This window comes from Smaragdicoccus niigatensis DSM 44881 = NBRC 103563 (assembly GCF_000380645.1).
Taxonomy (GTDB): Bacteria; Actinomycetota; Actinomycetes; order Mycobacteriales; family Mycobacteriaceae; genus Smaragdicoccus; species Smaragdicoccus niigatensis.
The window spans coordinates 609,952-628,356 of record NZ_AQXZ01000017.1; the positions used below are offsets into that span (position 1 = coordinate 609,952).

Here is an 18,405-nt window from a genome sequence, read left to right on the forward strand (position 1 = left end):
GAACCTCCTAGTTGGTGTCACTTGCATATAGAGACTAAGTCGAACGAGTCTCGCTATGCAAGTAACCGGTAGGGTGATTTTTATGTCTGACGAGATGTCGGTGTTGGCGGGCGAAGATTCGGTCTTCGGCACCGTCACTGTGATCGGTGACGCTTGGTCGTGGTTGGTCCTGCGCGAAGCGATTTTCAGCGGCGTGACGCGCTTTGAGGACTTCCGATCTCGGCTGGGTGTTGCCCGTTCGACGTTGGCAGCGCGCCTCGAACATCTGGTTGCGGGCGACGTGCTGCGGCGCGGACCTGGTGGGGCTTACCTGCTCAGTGACCGTGGCGCAGACTTCTTCGGGTGCCTGATTCTCGCGCTGACGTGGGGTGACCGTTGGTTTGCCGACGACGCCGGAATACCTCACGTGGTGACCCATATCGGCTGCGGTGAGCGGATGTCAGCCGAAGTGCGGTGCTCGCATTGCCACGACCGGGTCGAGGCTCAAGCGGTGCGCTTTGAAAGCCGCCCCCGGCCCGGCCGCGCGGATTCGCGGCGTCATCGGACGCCGGACTTGGCTCTCCTCGAACGCGAGCGGCCGTCGTCGGTCGCGCGGACGCTGCAGGTCCTCGGAGAGCACTGGAGCGCGTTGATCCTGCGCGAGGCCTTCTTCGGCGTGCGCCGGTTCGACGACTTTCAGCGGGGACTTTCGATCGCTACGAACATCCTGGCCCAGCGCTTGGACCGCCTCGTTGAGCTCGGGGTTCTGGACCGTGTTCCGTACCAAGAGCAGCCGTTACGTCATGAGTATCGACTCACGCGCAAGGGGATCGACCTTTATCCCGTGCCGCTCGCGATGATGACGTGGGGTGATCGCTGGCTCGCTGACGGCAATCCACCGGTCCCGCTGACGCACCTTCCGTGTGGGGAGCGGTTCACCTCAGTCCTAGCCTGCGGTCACTGTGGCGAGCCGATCTCGCGCACCTCGGTTCGGTTCGCCTAGTGGTGGTTGCCACCACCGTTGTCGATCAACGGTGCCAGGTAATCCTCGGCGAAGCGACGCGCCTGACCATCGCTGGCGACGTCGATTCCGCCGTTCGGAAAAGCGATGAAAGAGATCGCGATTCGGAGCAGTAGTTCGGAGACTTCGCGTAGGCGTTCGTCGCTCAATGTCGCGCCGGCTTGGCGAAGTGTGCTTGCCACCTTTGCTGAAATATCGACGATGGCGGTTCCCTCTGCCACGGCGTTCATGCGCACCATCAGGTCCGGCTCGCTTTCGAGAATCGAAACGAAGAGTGGGACTTGGCGAACGAGACTGATTCCCGCAACGAACGCCTGAATAATCGCCTCGCCCGGTCCGAGGCCCGTCACGGTCGCTTGGAGGGCCCCGAAGAACTGGTCGACGTACCGCATGACCAACTGATTCAGAATGTCGTCTTTGCCGGTGAAATGGCGATAGAAGGTGCTGCGACTGACGCCGGCCCGCTTTGCGATGTCGTCAACGTTCGCACGGCGAATTCCATAACGCTCAAACTCGACCAGCGCGGCTGCAAAGAGCGGGTCGTCATCGCGGACTTCTGGTTTCACGTGAGGAACCCTCGCTCTCCGTCGGGACCGGTTTCCCGTGCGGTACTTATGTACAACATTGTCCCATGGTCCTTCGCGGGGAGTGACGCACGTTACGGCACAATGGGACACTTCTGCGCTAATGTCTCACGACACGAGATGGAAGTGGTGAGCATGCATGGCGCAGACAGAACGAGTCGACACAATCGGCCACGCGCACTTTGACGAGAGGATTCGCGAGGCCGAACCCATGCTGGTCGGGTTGGGTGCAGCCGAGCCGTCGTCGACGACACTGCTGGGACCCGACAGTTTGACCTGGAAGTATTTCGGCGACCTGCGTGTTCAGTTCTTTGGATTTCAGCGGTTGGCGGGGACTGAGAACTCCATCGAGCAGCTGGGCCAGGGCGTTCTCGACCACTCCATGGCTTTCACCGACCCCCTCGGCCGGGGTCGGCGGTCAGCACCCCCGATCAACAAAGCTTTGTATGCCGAAGATGCCGAGCAGTGGGGCCGGACTGTTCGTGACTTCCATAAGTCGATCAAGGGCACGATTTCCGACGGCTCGCGCTACCACGCGCTCAACCCAGAGTTGTACTACTGGGCCCATGCGACGTTCGTCGATGAGGTCATCACCATGACCGATACCTTCATCAGGCGGTTGAGTCACGAGGAGAAGTCTCAGATCTTCGAGGAGAGCAAGGTCTGGTACTCCCGGTATGGCGTGAGTTCGCGGAGTCAGCCGCAGAACTACGACGAGTTCGTCGAGTACTGGAACGACATGCTCACTCGGTTCGTCCCGCACAAGACGATCCTCTTTGCGACCGGCTATATCCGGAAGGGCGTCCCAGGTCCAAGGGGGATCCCCCGGCCGGTATGGAATGTGGTTGCGGCACCGTTGAATTTATTCATCCGCAATGTCATCGTCGGCACGCTGCCGGACGAGATGAAGGCCGCTTGCGAGCTGCCGTGGTCCGAGGCGCAGGAGCGACGTTTCCAAACCTTCGCCGCGATGATGCGTGGCCTCAATCCGATCCTCAACCGGCTTCCGCTGAGCATTCTGTACGTGCCCTGGGCGCGCGAGGCCTTCGAGCGTGAAGGTGTCGATCCGCGGAAAGCAAATAACCAAAGTCCCGGTAGTCGCTAAGGCGCGTCTGAGCTTCACTTTTAGAAAGGCAATCCCTGGTGAACGCACTCTTCCCCGACTACCGGTCCACCTGGGAAACCGAGGAACACGGACTGCTGCGCGAACATGCGTCGACGTTCTTCCGCAAAGAAGCCACACCCCATCAGGAACGGTGGGCTGAGCAGCACGAAGTCGACCGCGACTTCTGGAACAAGGCCGGCGCCGCCGGACTCCTGTGCACCGACATCCCCGAGGAGTTCGGCGGGGGCGGCGGGGACTTCGGGCACGAGGCAACCGTGTGGCAGGAGATTGCCTACGCCCACGACACGGCGATTGCCTTCAGCGTGCATTCGACGATCTGCGCCCATTACATCCAGGCGTTCGCCACCGACGAGCAGAAGCGCACCTGGCTGCCCAAGCTCGCGTCCGGTGAGTTGGTTGCGGCGATCGCCATGACCGAACCCGGCACTGGCTCGGACCTGCAGGCCGTGCGCACAACAGCCCTTCGCGACGGTGCCCACTACGTCGTCAACGGTTCAAAGACATTCATCACCAACGGATCGCACTGCGACCTGGTGATCGTCGTCGCCAAAACCGACCCCTCCCTCGGGTCGAAGGGAATCTCGCTGCTCGTCGCCGAGACGAAGGATCTTCCCGGATTCGAACGCGGTCGCGTGCTGCACAAGATCGGCGCGAACGGCATGGACACCCGCGAGCTGTCCTTCACCGACATGCGCGTGCCTGCGGCGAACCTGCTCGGCGGGGTCGAGGGCCAGGGCTTCTACCAGCTGATGAAGCAACTCCCACGGGAACGGTTGATCATCGGAGTCGGCGGCCTCGCGATGGCCGAAGCCGCGTTGCTCGAAACCATTGCCTACGTCAAAGACCGCCGGGCGTTCGGCAAGCCGATCCTGGAGTTCCAGAACACGAAGTTCGTTCTCGCCGAATGCAAAACCGAGCTCCTCGCGGGCCGCACGCTCATGGACTACTGCATCCAGCGCTGCATCGACGGCACGCTCGACGCCGCGACCGCGTCCATGGCCAAGCTGTGGGGCACGGACAAGCAGGTCGAGATTATCGACCGCTGCCTGCAACTCTTCGGCGGATACGGCTTCGTCATGGAATACCCGATCGCGCAGATGTACGCCGCCGCCCGAGTGCAGAAGATCTACGGCGGCACTAACGAAATCATGAAAGAACTTATTGGAAGGACCCTCTAATGACAACCCACATCGACGACGGATTCACCGGGGCGTCCGGAGACCACATCCATTGGCAAGCTTGGATTCCGGAAAATCCACCAATCGGCGTCGTCGTGTTTTCCCACGGCGTGGGCGAGCACGGCGGGCGCTACGACTGGGTCGCGCAGCAGCTCGCGAGCCACGGCTACGCGTCCTACGCAATCGACCATCAGGGCCACGGAAAGTCCGGCGGAAAACGCTGCAACATCGACAGCATGGACGGTGTCGTCGCCGATCTGCACACTCTCATCGGTATCGCCGGCGACAAGAACCACGGTCTTCCGGTATACCTGCTGGGCCACAGCATGGGCGCCCTGATCTCGATGCAATACATGTCGGGTTCACCGGCCGCGTTGCGTGGACTGATTCTCTCGGGTGCAGCGGTCGAGATCACCGTTGGCTCAGCCCTTGAGCGGCTAGCAGCGTCGATTTTGTCGCGCCTTGCACCCAACCTTGGGGTCGTGGCTATCGAACCGTCACAGGTCAGCCGCGATCCAGCAGTCGTTCACGACTATGCGAACGACCCGCTGAACCATCACGGCCAAGTCCCAGCGCGAACCGGCGCCGAGATCTTGAAGACAGCAGAGAACCTCGAGTCCCGGTTGCCCCGGATCGAGTTGCCGCTGCTGATCCTGCAGGGCACTGGCGACCAGATCGTTTCGCCGTCGAGTGGCCAGATCCTCGCCGACACCGTCTCGTCGACGGATCTGACATTCAAGGCCTACGACGGGCTCTACCACGAGGTTCTCAACGAACCCGAGAAAGAGACCGTCATGAGGGACGTCATCGAGTGGCTCAAGGTCCGCCCTTGAGCCATGTCGAATCGGCTGAGCATGTCGGTGTGCCCGGCTGAACGATGAGTTGCTCGTCGCGGTTTTCAATCACGTGATGAGGGACCTGGTGGCCGCCGCTATTCCGGCGGCATCGGGGCACCACAGATCGTGTTCACCATGGTTTGCCGTTCAGGAGAGTGCTCACGCGCGCCAGAGCTGATTGCCCGCGCGCGAGAGGACGATGTTGGGCACGACGGCGTTGGCGGACAGGTGGGTGATCGCCATCGCGAGCTCGGCGACGTCGTCGACGGTGAGCATCGCTGACGGGTCGAGTTCGGATTGTTTCCAGGCGGATAGGTCGGTGTCGACGTAGCCGGGGGAGATGGCGGTTGCGGCGACACCGCGGGCGGATTCTTCGAGGGAGACGGTTTCGCACAGGGAGATGAGCGCGGCCTTGCTGGCGCCGTAGGCGGCGAGGTTGGCTTCGCCGGCGACGCCGGTGATCGATGACAGGACGATGATTTTCGCGCCGCTTTTCGGGTTGGCTGCCGCGGCGGCCCGCAGCATCGGAAGGGTCTCCTGGATGAGCACGATTGGTGCACGCAGGTTGACGTCGAGGGTGCGTTCGTAGGTGCGCATAGGCATGTCGGCGATGGGTCCGGCGGTGCCGACGCCGGCGCTGATCACGAGTACGTCGAGCCGGCCGAACCGTTCTCGGTGCGATGCGGCGAGCGCGCGGACGTCCTCCTCGCGTTTCATGTCAGCCACGACCGTGTGGACTTCGGTGTTCAAACGAGCAGCCGTGTTATCGAGGTCGTCCTGACTACGTGCCGCGAGGGTGAGTACGTAACCCTCGTCGGCGAGGCGGGCCGCGATCGCGGCGCCGATTCCTTTGGACCCGCCGGTGATCAACGCGGTGGCGGTCACGAGGTCCGCTGCCTTTCCCGGATGACGCGTTTGGCGATGGCCCAGCGATGTGTTTCGGAGGGTCCGTCGTAGATGCGGAACGGGCGGACCTCGCGGTAGATCAGGGCAAGGGGTGCGTCGCCGGAGACACCGAGTGCGCCGCAGACCTGCAGTGATCGGTCGACGATCCGGTTGACCGCTTCGGCGACGAAGGTCTTCGCGATCGAGGTGATCTGCGCACTCGGTGCCCCGGTGTCGAGGTCCCAGCAGGCCTTGAGAATCAAGGCGCGGCTGGCTTCGATGTCGATCTCGTTGTCGGCGATCATCTGCTGGACCATGCCAAGCTCGCCAAGCCGGCCGCCGAAGGCCTTGCGGGTGGCGGCTCGTTCGATGGCGATGTCGGCGGCGCGGCGGGCGGCGCCGAGCCAGCGCATGCAATGCGTCATGCGGGCCGGGCCGAGGCGGACCTGAGCGTATTCGAAGCCCTTGTCGACCTCACCGAGGACGGCGTCGTCGCCGACTTCGAGGTTGTTGAACAACAGTTCGGAGTGTCCGCCGAACATGCTGATGTCGAGGGTGTCGATGTCGCGGACGTGCTTGAAGCCGGGGGTGTCGGTGTCGACGAGGAACATCGTCGCCCCGCCCCGGCTACCTGGCTCGCCGCTGGTGCGGGCCATGACGATCGCGAAACCAGCGCCGTTCGCGCCGGTGATAAACCATTTACTGCCGTTGATGAGCCAACCCGCGGAGGTCTTGGTCGCGGCGGTGCTCAAGGCTGAGGGGTCGGCCCCGGCACCGGGCGAGGGCTCGGTCATGGCGAAGCATGAGCGGGTGTCGCCCGCTGCGAGTGGCGCGAGGAACTTCTGCTTCTGCTGCTCGGTCGCGACGACCTCGAGCAGATGCATGTTCCCTTCGTCGGGTGCGGCGCAGTTGAGCGCGAGCGGCCCGAACACCGAGTGCCCGGCGGCTTCGAACACGGGTGCGCGGTCGCGCATATTGAGTCCGAGTCCGCCGAACTCAGCGGAGACGTGGGGTGCGAACACCCCGGCGTCCTTGGCTGCGGTCTGCAACGCGCGGCGCACCGAATCGGGCGCATCGTGTCCGGACCCGCGGTGCGCTGTTTCGACCGGCAGGACGATCTCGTCGACGAGATGGCGGGTGCGTTCGACGAGGTCGGTGACGTTGGGGGAGTGCGACAGTTCGATCGTCATGGGTTAGAGCCGTTCGATGATCGTGGCGTTCGCCAAGCCGCCGGCTTCGCACATGGTTTGCAGGCCGTAGCGGCCGCCGGTCTGCTCGAGGTGGTTGAGCATGGTGGCCAGGATGCGCGTGCCCGATGCACCGAGCGGGTGTCCGAGCGCGATCGCTCCACCGCGCGGATTGAGCTTGGCGGGGTCGGCGTTGAGGTCATGCGCCCAGACGAGCGGTACCGGCGCGAAGGCTTCGTTGACCTCGTAGGCGTCGATGTCGTCGATCGTCAGGCCTACCCGGGCGAGCGCTTTCTGGGTGGCGGGGATGACGGCGGTGAGCATGAGCAGCGGGTCGCCGCCGGTCACGGCGAACGAGTGAAAACGTGCGCGCGGCTTCAGACCGAGGGCGTTGGCTTTTTCTTCGCTCATGATCAAAGCGGCGGAGGCCCCGTCGGTCAGGGGCGAGGAGTTACCCGGCGTGATCGACCATTCGATCTCGGGGAAGCGCTCGTGCATGGTGTCGTCGGTGAACGCCGGCTTCAAACCCGCGAGACCTTCGGCAGTGGTGGTCGCGCGGATCGTCTCGTCAGCTACAAAGTCGCCGACCGGAACGATTTCGTTGTCGAAGCCGCCCGCTGCGGCGCACGAAGCCGCGAGTTGGTGTGAGCGGGCCGCGAACTCATCGAGGGTGGCCCGGTCGAGTTTCCAACGCCGCGAGATGAGCTCGGCGGCGATGCCTTGGCCGATCAGCCCACCGGGAAAGCGGTGCTCGATGGGACCACGGTTGGCGTCGTGGCCTTGGGCGTTGGAGAACATGGGGACGCGGCTCATCGACTCGACGCCGCACGCGATGGCGATGTCGTACGCGCCGGCCATCACGCCTTGGGCGGCGAAGTGCACGGCCTGCTGGCTTGACCCGCATTGGCGGTCGACCGTGGTGGCGGGAACCGATTCGGGGAATCCGGCGGCGAGTACGGCGGTGCGGCTGATGTTGAATGCTTGTTCGCCGCTTTGGGTGACGCAGCCGCCGATGACGTCGTCCACGAGTGCGGGGTCCAGGTCGTTGCGGGTGATGAGGTCCTGCAGCACCCCCGCGAGCAGCGTGGCCGGGTGAATGCCGGACAGACCTCCACCGGCCTTGCCCTTCCCAGACGGCGTGCGAACGACATCAACGATCACGGCAGACATGCTTGGTTTCCCTTCGTGAAGTCGGCTGTCCCCGTCGAAATCTGTTCGCGTTCAAACATTGTCAGTACTTGTACGAGCGACGTTGACCATCTCGTCGACCTTGGTGAACTTGATCCGTCGCCGCCCCTGCGGCTTGCCACGACGTCGCTCGGCTTCGTCGATTGCGTGCCATCCAGCCCGGTCAACTCGATCGGGCTGACGCTCGGCCAGCAATTCGTCCAGCGATTTCCGATCATTGACGGGTCGGTCCAACTTCCCGTTGGCGAAGTCCTGGATCAGGGCTGCGACGGTCTGTTCGGCGTCGGTCTTGTTCGTGCCGATGACCCCGCGCGGCCCGCGCTTGATCCAACCGGACACGTAGACCCCGGCGATGGTCTCGCCGTCATGGAGCACGCGACCCTCGTGATTCGGGACGATACCGCGGCGTTCGTCGAAGGGCAGACCACTGATCGGCGCCCCGCGATAGCCGATCGACCTGATCACGAGCGATCCTTCGATCGTCTCGGTCTCGCCGGTCGGCTTGGCGCTGAACCCTGCTCCGTCGGCGACAAGTTCGTTCTTGACGATCCGGACGCCTTCGACTCGATCGGCGCCGAGCACCTCGACGGGTGAAGCCAAGTAGCGGAACACGATCCGACGATGGTCAGGGCTGGCCGCACGCTGCGAGTACTCGTAGGCAAGCTGGACCTTGAGCTCGGGTGAAGGCTTCAGCTCATCGTCGATTATCACGTCGACGCCGTCGAGGTAGCCCAACGCGAGGAACTCGGGGGAGGTGTAGGCCGCCTGCGCGGGCCCGCGTCGGCCCAGCAGCACGACCTCCCTGACGTTGCTCTGAAGCAGCGCTTCAAGCGCGTGATCAGCGATATCAGTGCGCGCTAGTTGGCCGGGGCTCATGGTGAGAATCCGTGCCACATCAATCGCGACGTTGCCGTTGCCGACGATGATCACCCGTTCGCCAGAGAGATCGAACTTCCGATCGGCGTAATCGGGATGACCGTTGTACCAGGCGACGAACTCAGTCGCGGCCACACTGCCCGGCAGATCTTCGCCGGGAATCCCGAGCTGGCGATCTGTCGACGCGCCGACCGCATAGATCACCGCATGGTGATGCTCGAGCAGTTCCTCGTGTGAAATATGCTTGCCGACTTCGACATTCAAGTGGTACTGAAACGCCGCCCGCTTGAACGACGATTCGAACGTTGCCGTCACGCCCTTGGTGCCGGAGTGATCCGGAGCGACGCCGGCTCGCACGAGGCCATACGGAGTCGGCAGTCGTTCGAGCATCTCGACCTGGGCGTTCGTATGGGTCAGCAGTTCGACCGCCGAATAACACGCGGCCGGACCCGCTCCGACGATCGCGACCCGAAGCGGCCCGACCTCGGTGTGAATGCGTGGCGGCGGAGTCGGCTGAGCGACAGATGGCGTCAATGGATTGCGCTCGAAGTAGGCAGCGTTGATGTCCGTGTAGCGCGCGAGTGAGGCCGTCAGGTCGTGCTCGGTGAAGATCGCGTCGACCGGGCACGCATCGGCGCACGCTCCGCAATCGATGCACGTCTGGGGATCGATGTAGAGCATCTCGGTGGTGGAGAAATCCGGGTCCGACGGATTCGGGCGGATGCAGTCGACGGGGCAGGCGGCGATGCAGCTCGCATCGTTGCAGCATCGCTGGGTGATGACGTGTGTCATCGCGGACCTCCGTCGAGTCGCAAAAGGGTGCCGGTGGAGTAGCTCGAAGCGTCGGACGCGAAGTAGAGCGCAGCGCCCACGATCTCGGCGGGTTCGCCGACCCGTCCCAGAAGAATCTGCTTACTGATGAGATCGAAAATCTCCGGTGTCCAGGCCTTGCTGATGTCGGTGGCGAAGGTTCCGCACACGATCGTGTTGACGCGCACCTTGGGTGCGTAGGCCTTGGCGAAGCCCTCGGTCAGTGCGTTGAGTCCGGCCTTGGCCGCGGCGTAGGGCAGAAACACGGGGTCGGGGCGCAGGGAACCGAACGACGAGATATTGATGATCGTGCCGCCGGAGCCGGCCGCCATACGCTCGCCGATCGTTGCCGACAGCCGGAACGCGGACTTGAGATTGGTCCCGATGACCTTGTCAAAGAGTGCCTCGGTCACGCCGGACAGACTGGGAAACAGCGGAGACATGCCCGCGTTGTTGACCAGGATGTCCACGCGTCCGAACTCGGCATACGCGGCTTCGGTGAGGGCGTCGCACTGCTCCCAATTGCTCACGTTGACCGCGACGGGCCATGCCTTGCGCCCGAACCGTTCGCGTACTTCGGCAGCGAGTTTCTCGCACGAATCCAGTTTGCGGCTCGCGATGACGACGTCGGCGCCGTGCTCGGCAAACGCGAGCACCATCTCGCGCCCAAGTCCGCGACTGCCGCCGGTGACGAGGGCAACTTTTCCGCTGAGATCAGTCATGTCAGTTCGCTTTCGGTAAATGGAGGAAGGCGCTACCGCGCCGATAGGACTCGAATTCGATGGTGTGAGGTGGTGTTTCGTCCGGCCAGAGCTTCCTGACGTCGGCGGCGATCAGCTGTCTGTGAATCGGTGTCATGCGTCGCAGCGCGGCTTCGTCGAGTTCGATGGCGACGCCGTCGTCCCGGACGCGGCACCGGACGGTTTCCGGGTTGAGAAGTTCGGTGAGCGCGCGCTCGATCTGATGAACGAACATCAATCGCCCGGGTGCGATGGGTATGCCGGTTTCGATCCGGCTCGCGAGGCAGGGTGCTGCGGGCAGCTCGGCGGCGTCGTCGAGGTTCATCTGGCGGGCGATCGCACGGACGCCCATCTTGTCGATGTCGACGTCGACGTAGGGGTGCCGGACTCCATGCTTGAGCGCGGCCTTGAGTCCCGGCCGATAGTCACCGAGGTCGTCGGTGTTCGTACCGGAGAGCAGTATTGCGCTCGTCCGCGCGGCAATCGATCCGTAGAGATCGGTCTTGCAGAAGTAGCAGCGGTTCACTGGATTACGCAGGTATGCAGCATCATTCATTTCGCCTGCGTCGATGACGTGCAGCGTCCAGCCTTCGCGGAGCGCGTATTCGCGCACGCGGCCGGTCGCCTCGGCGGGAACGGCTGTCGAGACCGCGTGAAACATCTCGGTGTCCGCGCCGCGGACGCGATGCGCGAGCGTGGCGAGGGTCAGGCTGTCGACTCCGCCGCTGACCGCGACCGCTATCGGTGGGAGCGTCCGCAAATGTGCGACCAGTGCATCGAATTGGCTGGTCACCGCAGGCTCCGCATCGCGGCGCAGGCCGCTCCATAACCGTTGTCGATGTTGACGACAACCAGTCCGGGCGCGCAGCTGGCAAGCACGCTGTGCAGTGCGGTGGTTCCGCCGGCCGACACTCCGTAGCCCACGGAGGTCGGCACAGCGATGATCACTCCGGGGACGAGACCGGCGAGCACGGTCGGCAACGCCGCGTCCATTCCCGCGACGGCGATGACGACTTGGTGGGTAGCGATCTCTGCGACGTGTTGCTGGATTCGCCACAGGCCGGCCACCCCGACGTCGTACGTCTCGTCGGCGCGATGACCATGAAAGGCCAACGTGCGCACAACTTCGCGCGCGACGGGGATGTCCGACGTGCCGCCCGTGACGACGGCTACGTGCGCTGTGGTCGAGAGTGCGGTGGGCGCTCCGAAGAACGCGGTCCGCGACAGTTCCTCGTAATCCATGCGGTCGCGAAAATCCGCCGGAAGTCGCTCGAATCGGTCTGCGTCGAGCCTCGTCAACAGCATGGCTCGACACGCTGCGTCGGCCTTCTCAAGCACCGAAACGATCTGGGCGTCGGTCTTCGGATCGCACAGTACGGCCTCGCTGATACCGATCCGGCGGGTGCGTTCGAAGTCGAGGATCACATCGGGGGTCATCAGTGCGCCTCGTGATGATGGCGGAGTCGGGCCCGCAGCGTGTCCGCGACAGCGGCCGCTAGTCGGGCTGGCTCCCGCGATGACTTCAGTGCCGCGAGAAGCGCGTCCGTTCCGGAAGTCGCTTCGGTATGGGGGCCGGGGAGGCATACGACGATCGCGGTGCCGACCGTGCCGACACCGATGCGGACCTGGCCTTTCACATGTCGCCCGTGCCCCTGCTCGACAAAGAAGACCGCGGGCGTTGCCGCTTCCGGGTCGAGCGACAGCAAAGCTTCGACCGTGCCGTCCTTACCCTCGGCACCGACGCCACCCGTGGTGATGATGAGCCCGTAGCCGCCTTCCTCACCCGCTTGCCGAATCGTCGCCGCGATGAGCTCGGAATCGTCGGGCAGGTTGCGGCCTTCGGTGACGGAGAATTCGGCGCCACGCAGTCGTTCGGAAATCCACGGCTTGTTGGTGTCTTCGATTTGTCCGGAGATGACCTCCGGCCCGGTGGAGAACACGATCGCTCGGCTTGCGATGCGGCGCGTGATCTCGCTCGCCATTTCTATCGAACGGTCGAGTGCCTGGGCTGCTTCCGCCGAATCCGCTGCGAGCCAGCCAAGAACACCTTCCGAGCAGACGGAAGTGCGCTCGTCGACGTTGATTCCAGGCAGTTGGCCCAACGCCTTAAGAAGCATCGACTGCTTGCCAGCCACCGCATAGGGGTCCAGCGTTGTGCGGAGAATGTCGAGAGTGAGCAATTCGTCTCGGGCATCGATGACGACGACGTCCGCGCGCGGCAAGCCGAGAACATCCGCGACCACAGCGGCGACCTCGGTGAGGTTGGCGCCCGTCAGCGCGATGTTTTCGATGCGGAACTCGGTCTTTTCCAGCAAGTTCCATTCGGGGGCGGTCATTTGACGTCCACGACCTTCAGGCTCATATCGAGGAGTCGTGCATCGACGATGGCCCGGCCGATATCGACGATGTCGACTTTGAGGGCGCGTAGTTCATCGATGTCCTCGAGCCGGACGCCGCCGCCGAAAGCGAGCTCGACGCTCTCTCGAAATCCTGACTCCCGGAGCTGCGAATCGGCAGCCCGGACATCGTCGATACGACCGGTATCGACGAAGACGATGTCCGCGCCGGCGCGGGCTGCGATGACGGCGTCCTCGCCATTGGTGACCTGGATCGTGGTTCGGAATCCGTTCAGTCCGGGCTGGGCATCAACGGCATCCATCGTCGCCTGGACTCCGCCGAGCATCGTGACGATGTTCTTATCGAGGTAGGCGAACGGCCACTTAGCGATTCGAGGGCTGGCCCCGCCGACGGTGATCGCCGCGCGAATCATGTCCTTTTGCGATAACGGCAGTTTCTTCCACGCCCCGGAGACGATGCGTGGACCTCCGGCGGCACGGTCCACGAACACGCGGGCGGCGGTCGCGATACCCGACGGCTTCCCGAGGAGGCCAATCAACTGTTCCTCAGCCTGAGCGATCTGAAGCGGCGTTCCGGAAATCCGGATGACTTCATCGCCCGGGGACACCGGCTTACCGTCGGTCGTACTGTCGACGATGGTCAGTCCCAGTGCTGCGGCAGCGTCCGTCGCGGCGTCGACTCCGGCGACAATGCCACTTTCGTGAGCGATAATTGCCGCTGTGACCTGCTGGGATACGATTTCGGCGAAGAGCAGTGCTCGTGGATCGGTCATGGTTGGAACTCCTTGGGCGCGAACGCGGCAAAGGTGTCGCGCTGGACGTTCGGATCGAACGACAGGCAGAACAGCATTGGCGTTGTGATGCCAGCGCGAACGTAGGTTCGAACGCGTTCCTGGCAGTACTCTTTGTCGCCGATCACGGCGATCGAATCGACAAGGTCGTCGGTCATCGCAGCTCGTGCACGCGTCCAGTCGCGCGTCGACCCTGCTTCGAGGATCGCGGCTGCTTCTTCGGGGTAGCCGGCCGAGGCCAGGTGGCGGTTGTACACCGGGTTGGTGAAATAGGGCGAAAACGCGAAACGAAAAATCGCGCGTGCCTCGTCTACGTTGTCGGTTACCGCCACCTGGAACCGACTGCCGATCTCGATGTCACCGGGCTCGCGCCCGGCTGAATGAGCTGCTGCCCGGATCTGGGCAATCGTCTCGTCGAGCACCTGCAACGGAAACAAATTGAGAATGATCCCGTCGGCGGAGCTGACGGCGAGCTCGGTCATCTTTGGGCCGAGTGCGGCGAGGAGTATCGCAACGTCTCTGCTCAGTGGTGGTTGCTGGTACCCAGTGCTGCGCACCAGACTGCCGGTGAAGTCTGTCTTCTTTCCATCGAGCATCTGCTGCAACACCGTGAGGGTTTCTCGCATCCGGGTCAATGGCCGGTCGAGCGATAACCCATGCCAGCCCTCGATCATCGCTTCGGACGACGATCCCAACCCGAGCGCGAACCGGCCGGGTGCGATGTCCGCAAGGGTGGCAACGGTCGCCGCGAGCACTGCGGGAGTACGGGTAAATGCCGGCACGACCGCAATGCCAACCCGCATCCGCTCAGTACGCGCGAGAGCGATTGCGGCGAGTGTCAGCGCGTCGATCCGTCCGGCATCGGGAAGCCAAACATCTTGGTAGCCAATCGATTCGGCCCACTGGATGAACTCGACCGTGCGCTCCACCGAACCCGGACCGAAGTCGTACGGCGGCGTCATTGCCGCGCGAAATGTATGCGCCATGGTCAGGCCACAGGGGACAGGTTGCGCTGGCGCAACCACTTCGGCATGAGTTCTTCGTCTACGCGGCGGGACACTTCGGGCGCTTGCGCGAGGAGATACTCGGCCATCGCCCGGGTCATGTTGATCGCGCCGTACGAGCCGTCGAAGACGATGCCCCGTTCGGTGCCGGTCCGTTCAGCGGCGATACGCACTGCCTCGGCGAGGTCTGTCGCGACGATGACTTCACGATTGGCGTGGATTCGTTGCGCGTCCTTGCCGACGACGGCGCCAGCGGCGATCGTCAGATTGTGCGCGAAGAACAGCTTCCACGCGTAATTCAGCACGACCGCCTTGACTGGTCCGCCCAGCGACGTCTTGCTGACGTGATGGACCTGTCCATCGGTCGGCAAATCGAGGTCCAGATGGTCGGTTCCGGCCGCGTACAACGCGCATGCGGTCATTCCGCCGGCGTGCTGATAGGGCAGCCATCGGGTGTCGTCGGCGACGACGAAACACGAGTCGACCGTGTTGAAGAGTTCGAGCATCTTTCCGAATCGCCGCAAGATGTGCCCGCACACGCGGTGATCTAGCGCGATGAGATCGTTGTCGGCGTCGACGCCCATCACGCCGGTGGGCGCGGTTTTGAGCGCGACCGCAAAGGCGAATCGCTCCTGGATATACATGGATTCGTAGATCGCGCGGGGCACGATGTTGGCACTGCGCGTGGGGAAGTTCGTGTGGAAGATCGAACGCGTTTCCATGCGGGCGTAGCTCATCGTGAACGACTTCAGGAGTCGGCCGTTGACGTGGTGATAGTGGACCTCGCGCGGGTCGTCGTAGTGCACGTGGATGAGCCACCGGGCGTTGTACGCGGCCCGAATCCCGTACAGCACACCAATTTCGGTCTCGATCTCGATACCGGTGTCATATGGGCCGAAGCTGATGACCTTGCCCTCGAAGTACGTGTCGAGTCCATATTTTGGAAGGATTTCGAACCGCTCGAACTTGCTCGACGCGGAGGACAGCGCGAGCTTGATGTTCGCGGTGCCGGTCCGCTGGACCACCTCGTCCCGGATCGTCTTGAGCAACTCGGCGTACGCGTGGCCGCCCATCAACGCGAAGCCGTGTTCGGAGCACAGAATGTTCACCGAGTCGTCGGGTCCGATCATCGCCATGTCGACGCCGGCGAGCGACTCATGCGCGGCGTTACGGACGGGCGCGGGGTCACCGCCGCTGTTGTAAATGGGATCGGGCAGGTCGTCGAAGAGGTCCTGCACCGCGACCGAACACATGCCGGGTAACTCGGCAGCACGGGTGGCGGGCGGCGTGCGTCCGTAGGCGAAGTAGGAGAAGTCGAGTGGGGGAGGCGTCACCGCTGGCCGGATCATGAGTCACTCCTGCCGGGTTGAATATCTGGGAACAACTGCGCCTGGGGACTGGTGCCGTTTTCGATGGCGGCGATGTTCTCGGCGATGCGGTATTCGGGGTACTTGGCGGCCACGTGTTCCGGAATGGTCCAGATCGCGGTTTCGGTGCCCGAGCCCTCTGGATAAATGCGACGGTCGGCGGCGGGTCGGTCGATCGTGACTCCATGCGCGTCGAGCAATCGCATCGTCGGAGTGAGGCACCACATACCGCACTTGGTGCGTGCACCGGTGGCGAGCGTCAACTCTTCCGGGGTGTGAACTCCGTTGACGATGGCCGCGGCCATCTCCGCTGCCGTCGTCTGCGTGCACACGCACACGATCGCGTCGGGCGCGAATCTCGCCTTCGCGCAGAGGTCGTCGACTTCCGGCTGCGGGTAGTCGGCTTCGGGCACCTTAAGCTCACGCGGCTGCGGATCGCGCTTGATCGATATCGCGCTGTAGGGGTAGCAGGCTTCGACGCATTTGAAGCAGCCGACGCACTTCGAGTCGGTCAGCACCGCAAGGTGGCCGTCCATGCTGAGCGCTTCTGATGGGCATACGGCGGTGCAACGACGGCAGCCAACGCATTTCTCGTCGTCGATTGCGACGATCGCGGAAGTGATGAACATCAGGACACTCCGATTAGTTTGTGCAGCATCGTGTGAATCCGCTCGGCAAGGTCCGCGGAATCCGGGCCGAAGCGGTCGATGACGACAAGAGCTGCTCGTCCGGCCCACACGACGTCGTCGTGGAATCCTTCGCGTTCTGGCATTACGCGGCTGAGCAGTCGGGACAGGAGTTCCGGAGGTTCCGCGATGAGCGACTCATACCGCTGACCGACCGCCGGGTCGGCGAACATGAGAACCAGCATCGGCTGATACGTGCGCGCGAAGTTGATGGCGCCACGCGTCCAGCTGTCGATGATCGCCGCGGGTGTGGCGGTCTCCCATCGGGATTGGCCGGCCCACGCGGTCATCGTTCGAACTGATTCCTCGGCGAACCGGTCATGCGCCGCAACCGCGACACCGCTCTTATCGCCGAATCGGGCGTAGACCGCACCGGTGGTGAGTCCGGCGCGGCGAGCGACCTCGGCGATGCTGATGTCGGAGTAGTGCTTCTCGCGCAGCAGTTCGAGGAATGCGTCCACGAGCAACTCGCGGTTGGCACGTGAGCGATCCTGCTTGGCTTCGGGCTGGCCATTCGTCGTCATCGGGACCTCCTTCTGGACTAAAAATAATAGTAATCGTATTATTTCGTCAAGATGCCACGACAAGGAGTGACGCTATGAGCGGAAACGTGCTGTACATCGACTGCGTCGGCGGCATCGCCGGCGACATGCTGATGGCGTCGCTCATCGATGCCGGCGCTTCGTTGACGTCAATCCAGGCACAACTGCCCGCTGTGGGCGTCGAGCTGCAGGTCAAGCGGGTCGAGCGGCAAGGCGCGGGCGCGCTCCTGCTCGACGTCGCGGTGACGGGTCACGACCATTCACATCGGACCTGGCGCGACGTGCGAGCGATCATCGATTCCGCTGAGTTGCCCGAACGTGCACGTGTCCGGGCCCACAAAGCTTTCGAACTGCTCGCCATCGCCGAAGGGCATGTACACGGCGTATCGCCCGACGAGGTGGAATTTCATGAGGTCGGTGCGCACGATGCGATCGCCGACATCTGTGGCGTCGCTTTGGCTCTCGAGGATCTCGACATCGACGAAGTCGTGTGCTCGCCGTTGCCGCTCGGGCGAGGTGTCACCAAGGGCGCGCATGGACTGTTACCGCTTCCCGCGCCAGCCACTTTGGCGCTGCTGCGAGGCGTACCGGTGTCCGGAGCTGTCGTTCCCGGCGAAACGGTGACCCCGACTGGCGCCGCCCTCGTTGCGGCACTGGCCTCGAGCTTCGGCGGCATTCCCGTCATGACCTTGGCATCGGTTGGTTGTGGTGCCGGGCAGCGGGATTCGAAGGACGTTCCGAACATCGTCCGGGCGCTGATCGGGCAACGCACGGCCGGGCTCGACCGATCGAGCGGACCGATCGTGCTGGAAACAAACCTCGATGACCTCGTCCCGGAATTCGTCCCCGACATCATCGACGCATGCCTCGCGGCCGGCGCTGCCGACGCGTGGACGACGCCGATCGTCATGAAGCGCGGCCGGCCGGGAATCACCCTGTGTGCGCTGGTCCCGGAGGCCAAGGAACGACCTGTCGCTGATGTCATCCTGCGTCATACGACCGCTCTTGGGGTTCGTGCTCGACGCTCGGAACATCGATGGGCGCTACAACGCGAGTTCATCACCGTGCACGTCGACGGCCACCCGGTGAGCATCAAGCTCGGCCTGCTCGGCGACGAAATCGTCAACCTGAAGCCGGAGCACCGCGACTGTGTCCGGGTTGCCCAGGAGACCGGTCGGACGGTGAAGGCCGTCTGGACATCGGCTCTGGCGCATGCACACGACGAAATTGCGGCTCGTGGGGCATGAG

At 63.6% G+C, this 18,405-nt stretch carries 19 protein-coding genes; 5 read left to right on the forward strand and 14 right to left on the reverse strand.

Annotated features, from left to right (window positions below; translation table 11 throughout):
• The first annotated feature begins 82 nt into the window (after positions 1–82).
• Positions 83–982 carry a winged helix-turn-helix transcriptional regulator gene (locus F600_RS28595; RefSeq protein WP_018161597.1) on the forward strand — a complete coding sequence of 300 codons (900 nt, stop codon included), beginning with the start codon at positions 83–85 and terminating at the stop codon, positions 980–982.
• Here F600_RS28595 and F600_RS28600 read toward each other — a convergent pair.
• Positions 979–1,566, reverse strand: coding sequence for a TetR/AcrR family transcriptional regulator (locus F600_RS28600; RefSeq protein WP_018161598.1), 588 nt, complete (start codon positions 1,564–1,566; stop codon positions 979–981). The genes F600_RS28595 and F600_RS28600 overlap by 4 nt on opposite strands.
• A 157-nt stretch (positions 1,567–1,723) precedes the next feature.
• On the opposite strand from F600_RS28600, the gene F600_RS0115800 reads away from it, so the two are divergent.
• The 3 genes from F600_RS0115800 to F600_RS0115810 are packed head-to-tail and all read left to right on the forward strand — an operon-like array spanning position 1,724 to position 4,721.
• Positions 1,724–2,689 (forward strand): oxygenase MpaB family protein, encoded by a 966-nt coding sequence (locus F600_RS0115800; RefSeq protein WP_051090830.1) that lies wholly within the window; start codon positions 1,724–1,726, stop codon positions 2,687–2,689.
• Positions 2,690–2,727: 38 nt separating this feature from the next.
• The gene (locus F600_RS0115805) at positions 2,728–3,888 is read left to right on the forward strand and encodes an acyl-CoA dehydrogenase family protein (protein WP_018161600.1); all 1,161 of its coding nucleotides are present in this window, start codon (positions 2,728–2,730) and stop codon (positions 3,886–3,888) included.
• Positions 3,888–4,721 (forward strand): alpha/beta hydrolase, encoded by an 834-nt coding sequence (locus F600_RS0115810; protein ID WP_018161601.1) that lies wholly within the window; start codon positions 3,888–3,890, stop codon positions 4,719–4,721. The genes F600_RS0115805 and F600_RS0115810 overlap by 1 nt, the downstream gene beginning before the upstream one ends.
• A gap of 162 nt (positions 4,722–4,883) precedes the next feature.
• Here the strand turns inward: F600_RS0115810 and F600_RS0115815 are convergent, their stop codons facing one another.
• The 13 genes from F600_RS0115815 to F600_RS30555 are packed head-to-tail and all read right to left on the reverse strand — an operon-like array spanning position 4,884 to position 17,139.
• A complete protein-coding gene (locus tag F600_RS0115815) occupies positions 4,884–5,609 on the reverse strand; it encodes an SDR family oxidoreductase (RefSeq protein ID WP_018161602.1) in 726 nt (241 codons plus the stop codon).
• Complete coding sequence (locus F600_RS0115820) at positions 5,606–6,799, reverse strand: acyl-CoA dehydrogenase family protein (RefSeq protein WP_018161603.1); 1,194 nt, start codon at positions 6,797–6,799, stop codon at positions 5,606–5,608. The genes F600_RS0115815 and F600_RS0115820 overlap by 4 nt, the downstream gene beginning before the upstream one ends.
• Positions 6,800–6,802: 3 nt before the next feature.
• Positions 6,803–7,966, reverse strand: coding sequence for a thiolase family protein (locus tag F600_RS0115825; RefSeq protein ID WP_018161604.1), 1,164 nt, complete (start codon positions 7,964–7,966; stop codon positions 6,803–6,805).
• A 51-nt stretch (positions 7,967–8,017) separates the two neighbouring features.
• Positions 8,018–9,652: an FAD-dependent oxidoreductase gene (locus tag F600_RS0115830; RefSeq protein ID WP_018161605.1), complete on the reverse strand. Its 1,635-nt coding sequence runs from the start codon at positions 9,650–9,652 to the stop codon at positions 8,018–8,020.
• Positions 9,649–10,392 carry an SDR family NAD(P)-dependent oxidoreductase gene (locus tag F600_RS0115835; RefSeq protein WP_018161606.1) on the reverse strand — a complete coding sequence of 248 codons (744 nt, stop codon included), beginning with the start codon at positions 10,390–10,392 and terminating at the stop codon, positions 9,649–9,651. Before F600_RS0115835 ends, F600_RS0115830 begins: the two co-directional genes overlap by 4 nt.
• A gap of 1 nt (position 10,393) precedes the next feature.
• Positions 10,394–11,203, reverse strand: a complete 810-nt coding sequence (gene larE / locus F600_RS0115840; RefSeq protein WP_018161607.1) for an ATP-dependent sacrificial sulfur transferase LarE — start codon at positions 11,201–11,203, stop codon at positions 10,394–10,396.
• Positions 11,200–11,847 (reverse strand): nickel pincer cofactor biosynthesis protein LarB, encoded by a 648-nt coding sequence (gene larB / locus F600_RS0115845; protein ID WP_018161608.1) that lies wholly within the window; start codon positions 11,845–11,847, stop codon positions 11,200–11,202. The genes larE and larB overlap by 4 nt, the downstream gene beginning before the upstream one ends.
• Positions 11,847–12,746 carry a molybdopterin-binding protein gene (locus F600_RS0115850; RefSeq protein WP_018161609.1) on the reverse strand — a complete coding sequence of 300 codons (900 nt, stop codon included), beginning with the start codon at positions 12,744–12,746 and terminating at the stop codon, positions 11,847–11,849. The genes larB and F600_RS0115850 overlap by 1 nt, the downstream gene beginning before the upstream one ends.
• Positions 12,743–13,540: a hypothetical protein gene (locus F600_RS0115855; protein ID WP_018161610.1), complete on the reverse strand. Its 798-nt coding sequence runs from the start codon at positions 13,538–13,540 to the stop codon at positions 12,743–12,745. Before F600_RS0115855 ends, F600_RS0115850 begins: the two co-directional genes overlap by 4 nt.
• A complete protein-coding gene (locus F600_RS0115860; protein WP_081628874.1) occupies positions 13,537–14,544 on the reverse strand; it encodes an LLM class flavin-dependent oxidoreductase in 1,008 nt (335 codons plus the stop codon). The genes F600_RS0115855 and F600_RS0115860 overlap by 4 nt, the downstream gene beginning before the upstream one ends.
• A gap of 2 nt (positions 14,545–14,546) precedes the next feature.
• A complete protein-coding gene (locus tag F600_RS28605; protein WP_018161612.1) occupies positions 14,547–15,911 on the reverse strand; it encodes a hypothetical protein in 1,365 nt (454 codons plus the stop codon).
• Positions 15,908–16,558: a 4Fe-4S dicluster domain-containing protein gene (locus tag F600_RS28610; RefSeq protein WP_018161613.1), complete on the reverse strand. Its 651-nt coding sequence runs from the start codon at positions 16,556–16,558 to the stop codon at positions 15,908–15,910. Before F600_RS28610 ends, F600_RS28605 begins: the two co-directional genes overlap by 4 nt.
• Entirely contained in the window at positions 16,558–17,139 is a 582-nt protein-coding gene (locus tag F600_RS30555; RefSeq protein ID WP_018161614.1) for a TetR/AcrR family transcriptional regulator, read from the reverse strand. Before F600_RS30555 ends, F600_RS28610 begins: the two co-directional genes overlap by 1 nt.
• A gap of 74 nt (positions 17,140–17,213) precedes the next feature.
• Here F600_RS30555 and larC point away from each other — a divergent pair, with 74 nt between their 5' ends.
• Positions 17,214–18,404 carry a nickel pincer cofactor biosynthesis protein LarC gene (gene larC, locus F600_RS28620; RefSeq protein ID WP_018161615.1) on the forward strand — a complete coding sequence of 397 codons (1,191 nt, stop codon included), beginning with the start codon at positions 17,214–17,216 and terminating at the stop codon, positions 18,402–18,404.
• Position 18,405: the final 1 nt, after the last annotated feature.

Bases quoted from the DNA above. Each gene is read 5' to 3' on its own strand.
- F600_RS28595 (WP_018161597.1), top strand. From the start codon at position 83: ATGTCTGACGAGATGTCGGTGTTGGCGGGCGAAGATTCGGTCTTCGGC.
- F600_RS0115800 (WP_051090830.1), top strand. From the start codon at position 1,724: ATGGCGCAGACAGAACGAGTCGACACAATCGGCCACGCGCACTTTGAC.
- F600_RS0115810 (WP_018161601.1), top strand. From the start codon at position 3,888: ATGACAACCCACATCGACGACGGATTCACCGGGGCGTCCGGAGACCAC.
- F600_RS0115820 (WP_018161603.1), bottom strand. From the start codon at position 6,799: ATGACGATCGAACTGTCGCACTCCCCCAACGTCACCGACCTCGTCGAA.
- F600_RS0115825 (WP_018161604.1), bottom strand. From the start codon at position 7,966: ATGTCTGCCGTGATCGTTGATGTCGTTCGCACGCCGTCTGGGAAGGGC.
- F600_RS0115830 (WP_018161605.1), bottom strand. From the start codon at position 9,652: ATGACACACGTCATCACCCAGCGATGCTGCAACGATGCGAGCTGCATC.
- F600_RS0115835 (WP_018161606.1), bottom strand. From the start codon at position 10,392: ATGACTGATCTCAGCGGAAAAGTTGCCCTCGTCACCGGCGGCAGTCGC.
- larB (WP_018161608.1), bottom strand. From the start codon at position 11,847: ATGACCCCCGATGTGATCCTCGACTTCGAACGCACCCGCCGGATCGGT.
- F600_RS0115850 (WP_018161609.1), bottom strand. From the start codon at position 12,746: ATGACCGCCCCCGAATGGAACTTGCTGGAAAAGACCGAGTTCCGCATC.
- F600_RS0115855 (WP_018161610.1), bottom strand. From the start codon at position 13,540: ATGACCGATCCACGAGCACTGCTCTTCGCCGAAATCGTATCCCAGCAG.
- F600_RS0115860 (WP_081628874.1), bottom strand. From the start codon at position 14,544: ATGGCGCATACATTTCGCGCGGCAATGACGCCGCCGTACGACTTCGGT.
- F600_RS28605 (WP_018161612.1), bottom strand. From the start codon at position 15,911: ATGATCCGGCCAGCGGTGACGCCTCCCCCACTCGACTTCTCCTACTTC.
- F600_RS28610 (WP_018161613.1), bottom strand. From the start codon at position 16,558: ATGTTCATCACTTCCGCGATCGTCGCAATCGACGACGAGAAATGCGTT.
- F600_RS30555 (WP_018161614.1), bottom strand. From the start codon at position 17,139: ATGACGACGAATGGCCAGCCCGAAGCCAAGCAGGATCGCTCACGTGCC.
- larC (WP_018161615.1), top strand. From the start codon at position 17,214: ATGAGCGGAAACGTGCTGTACATCGACTGCGTCGGCGGCATCGCCGGC.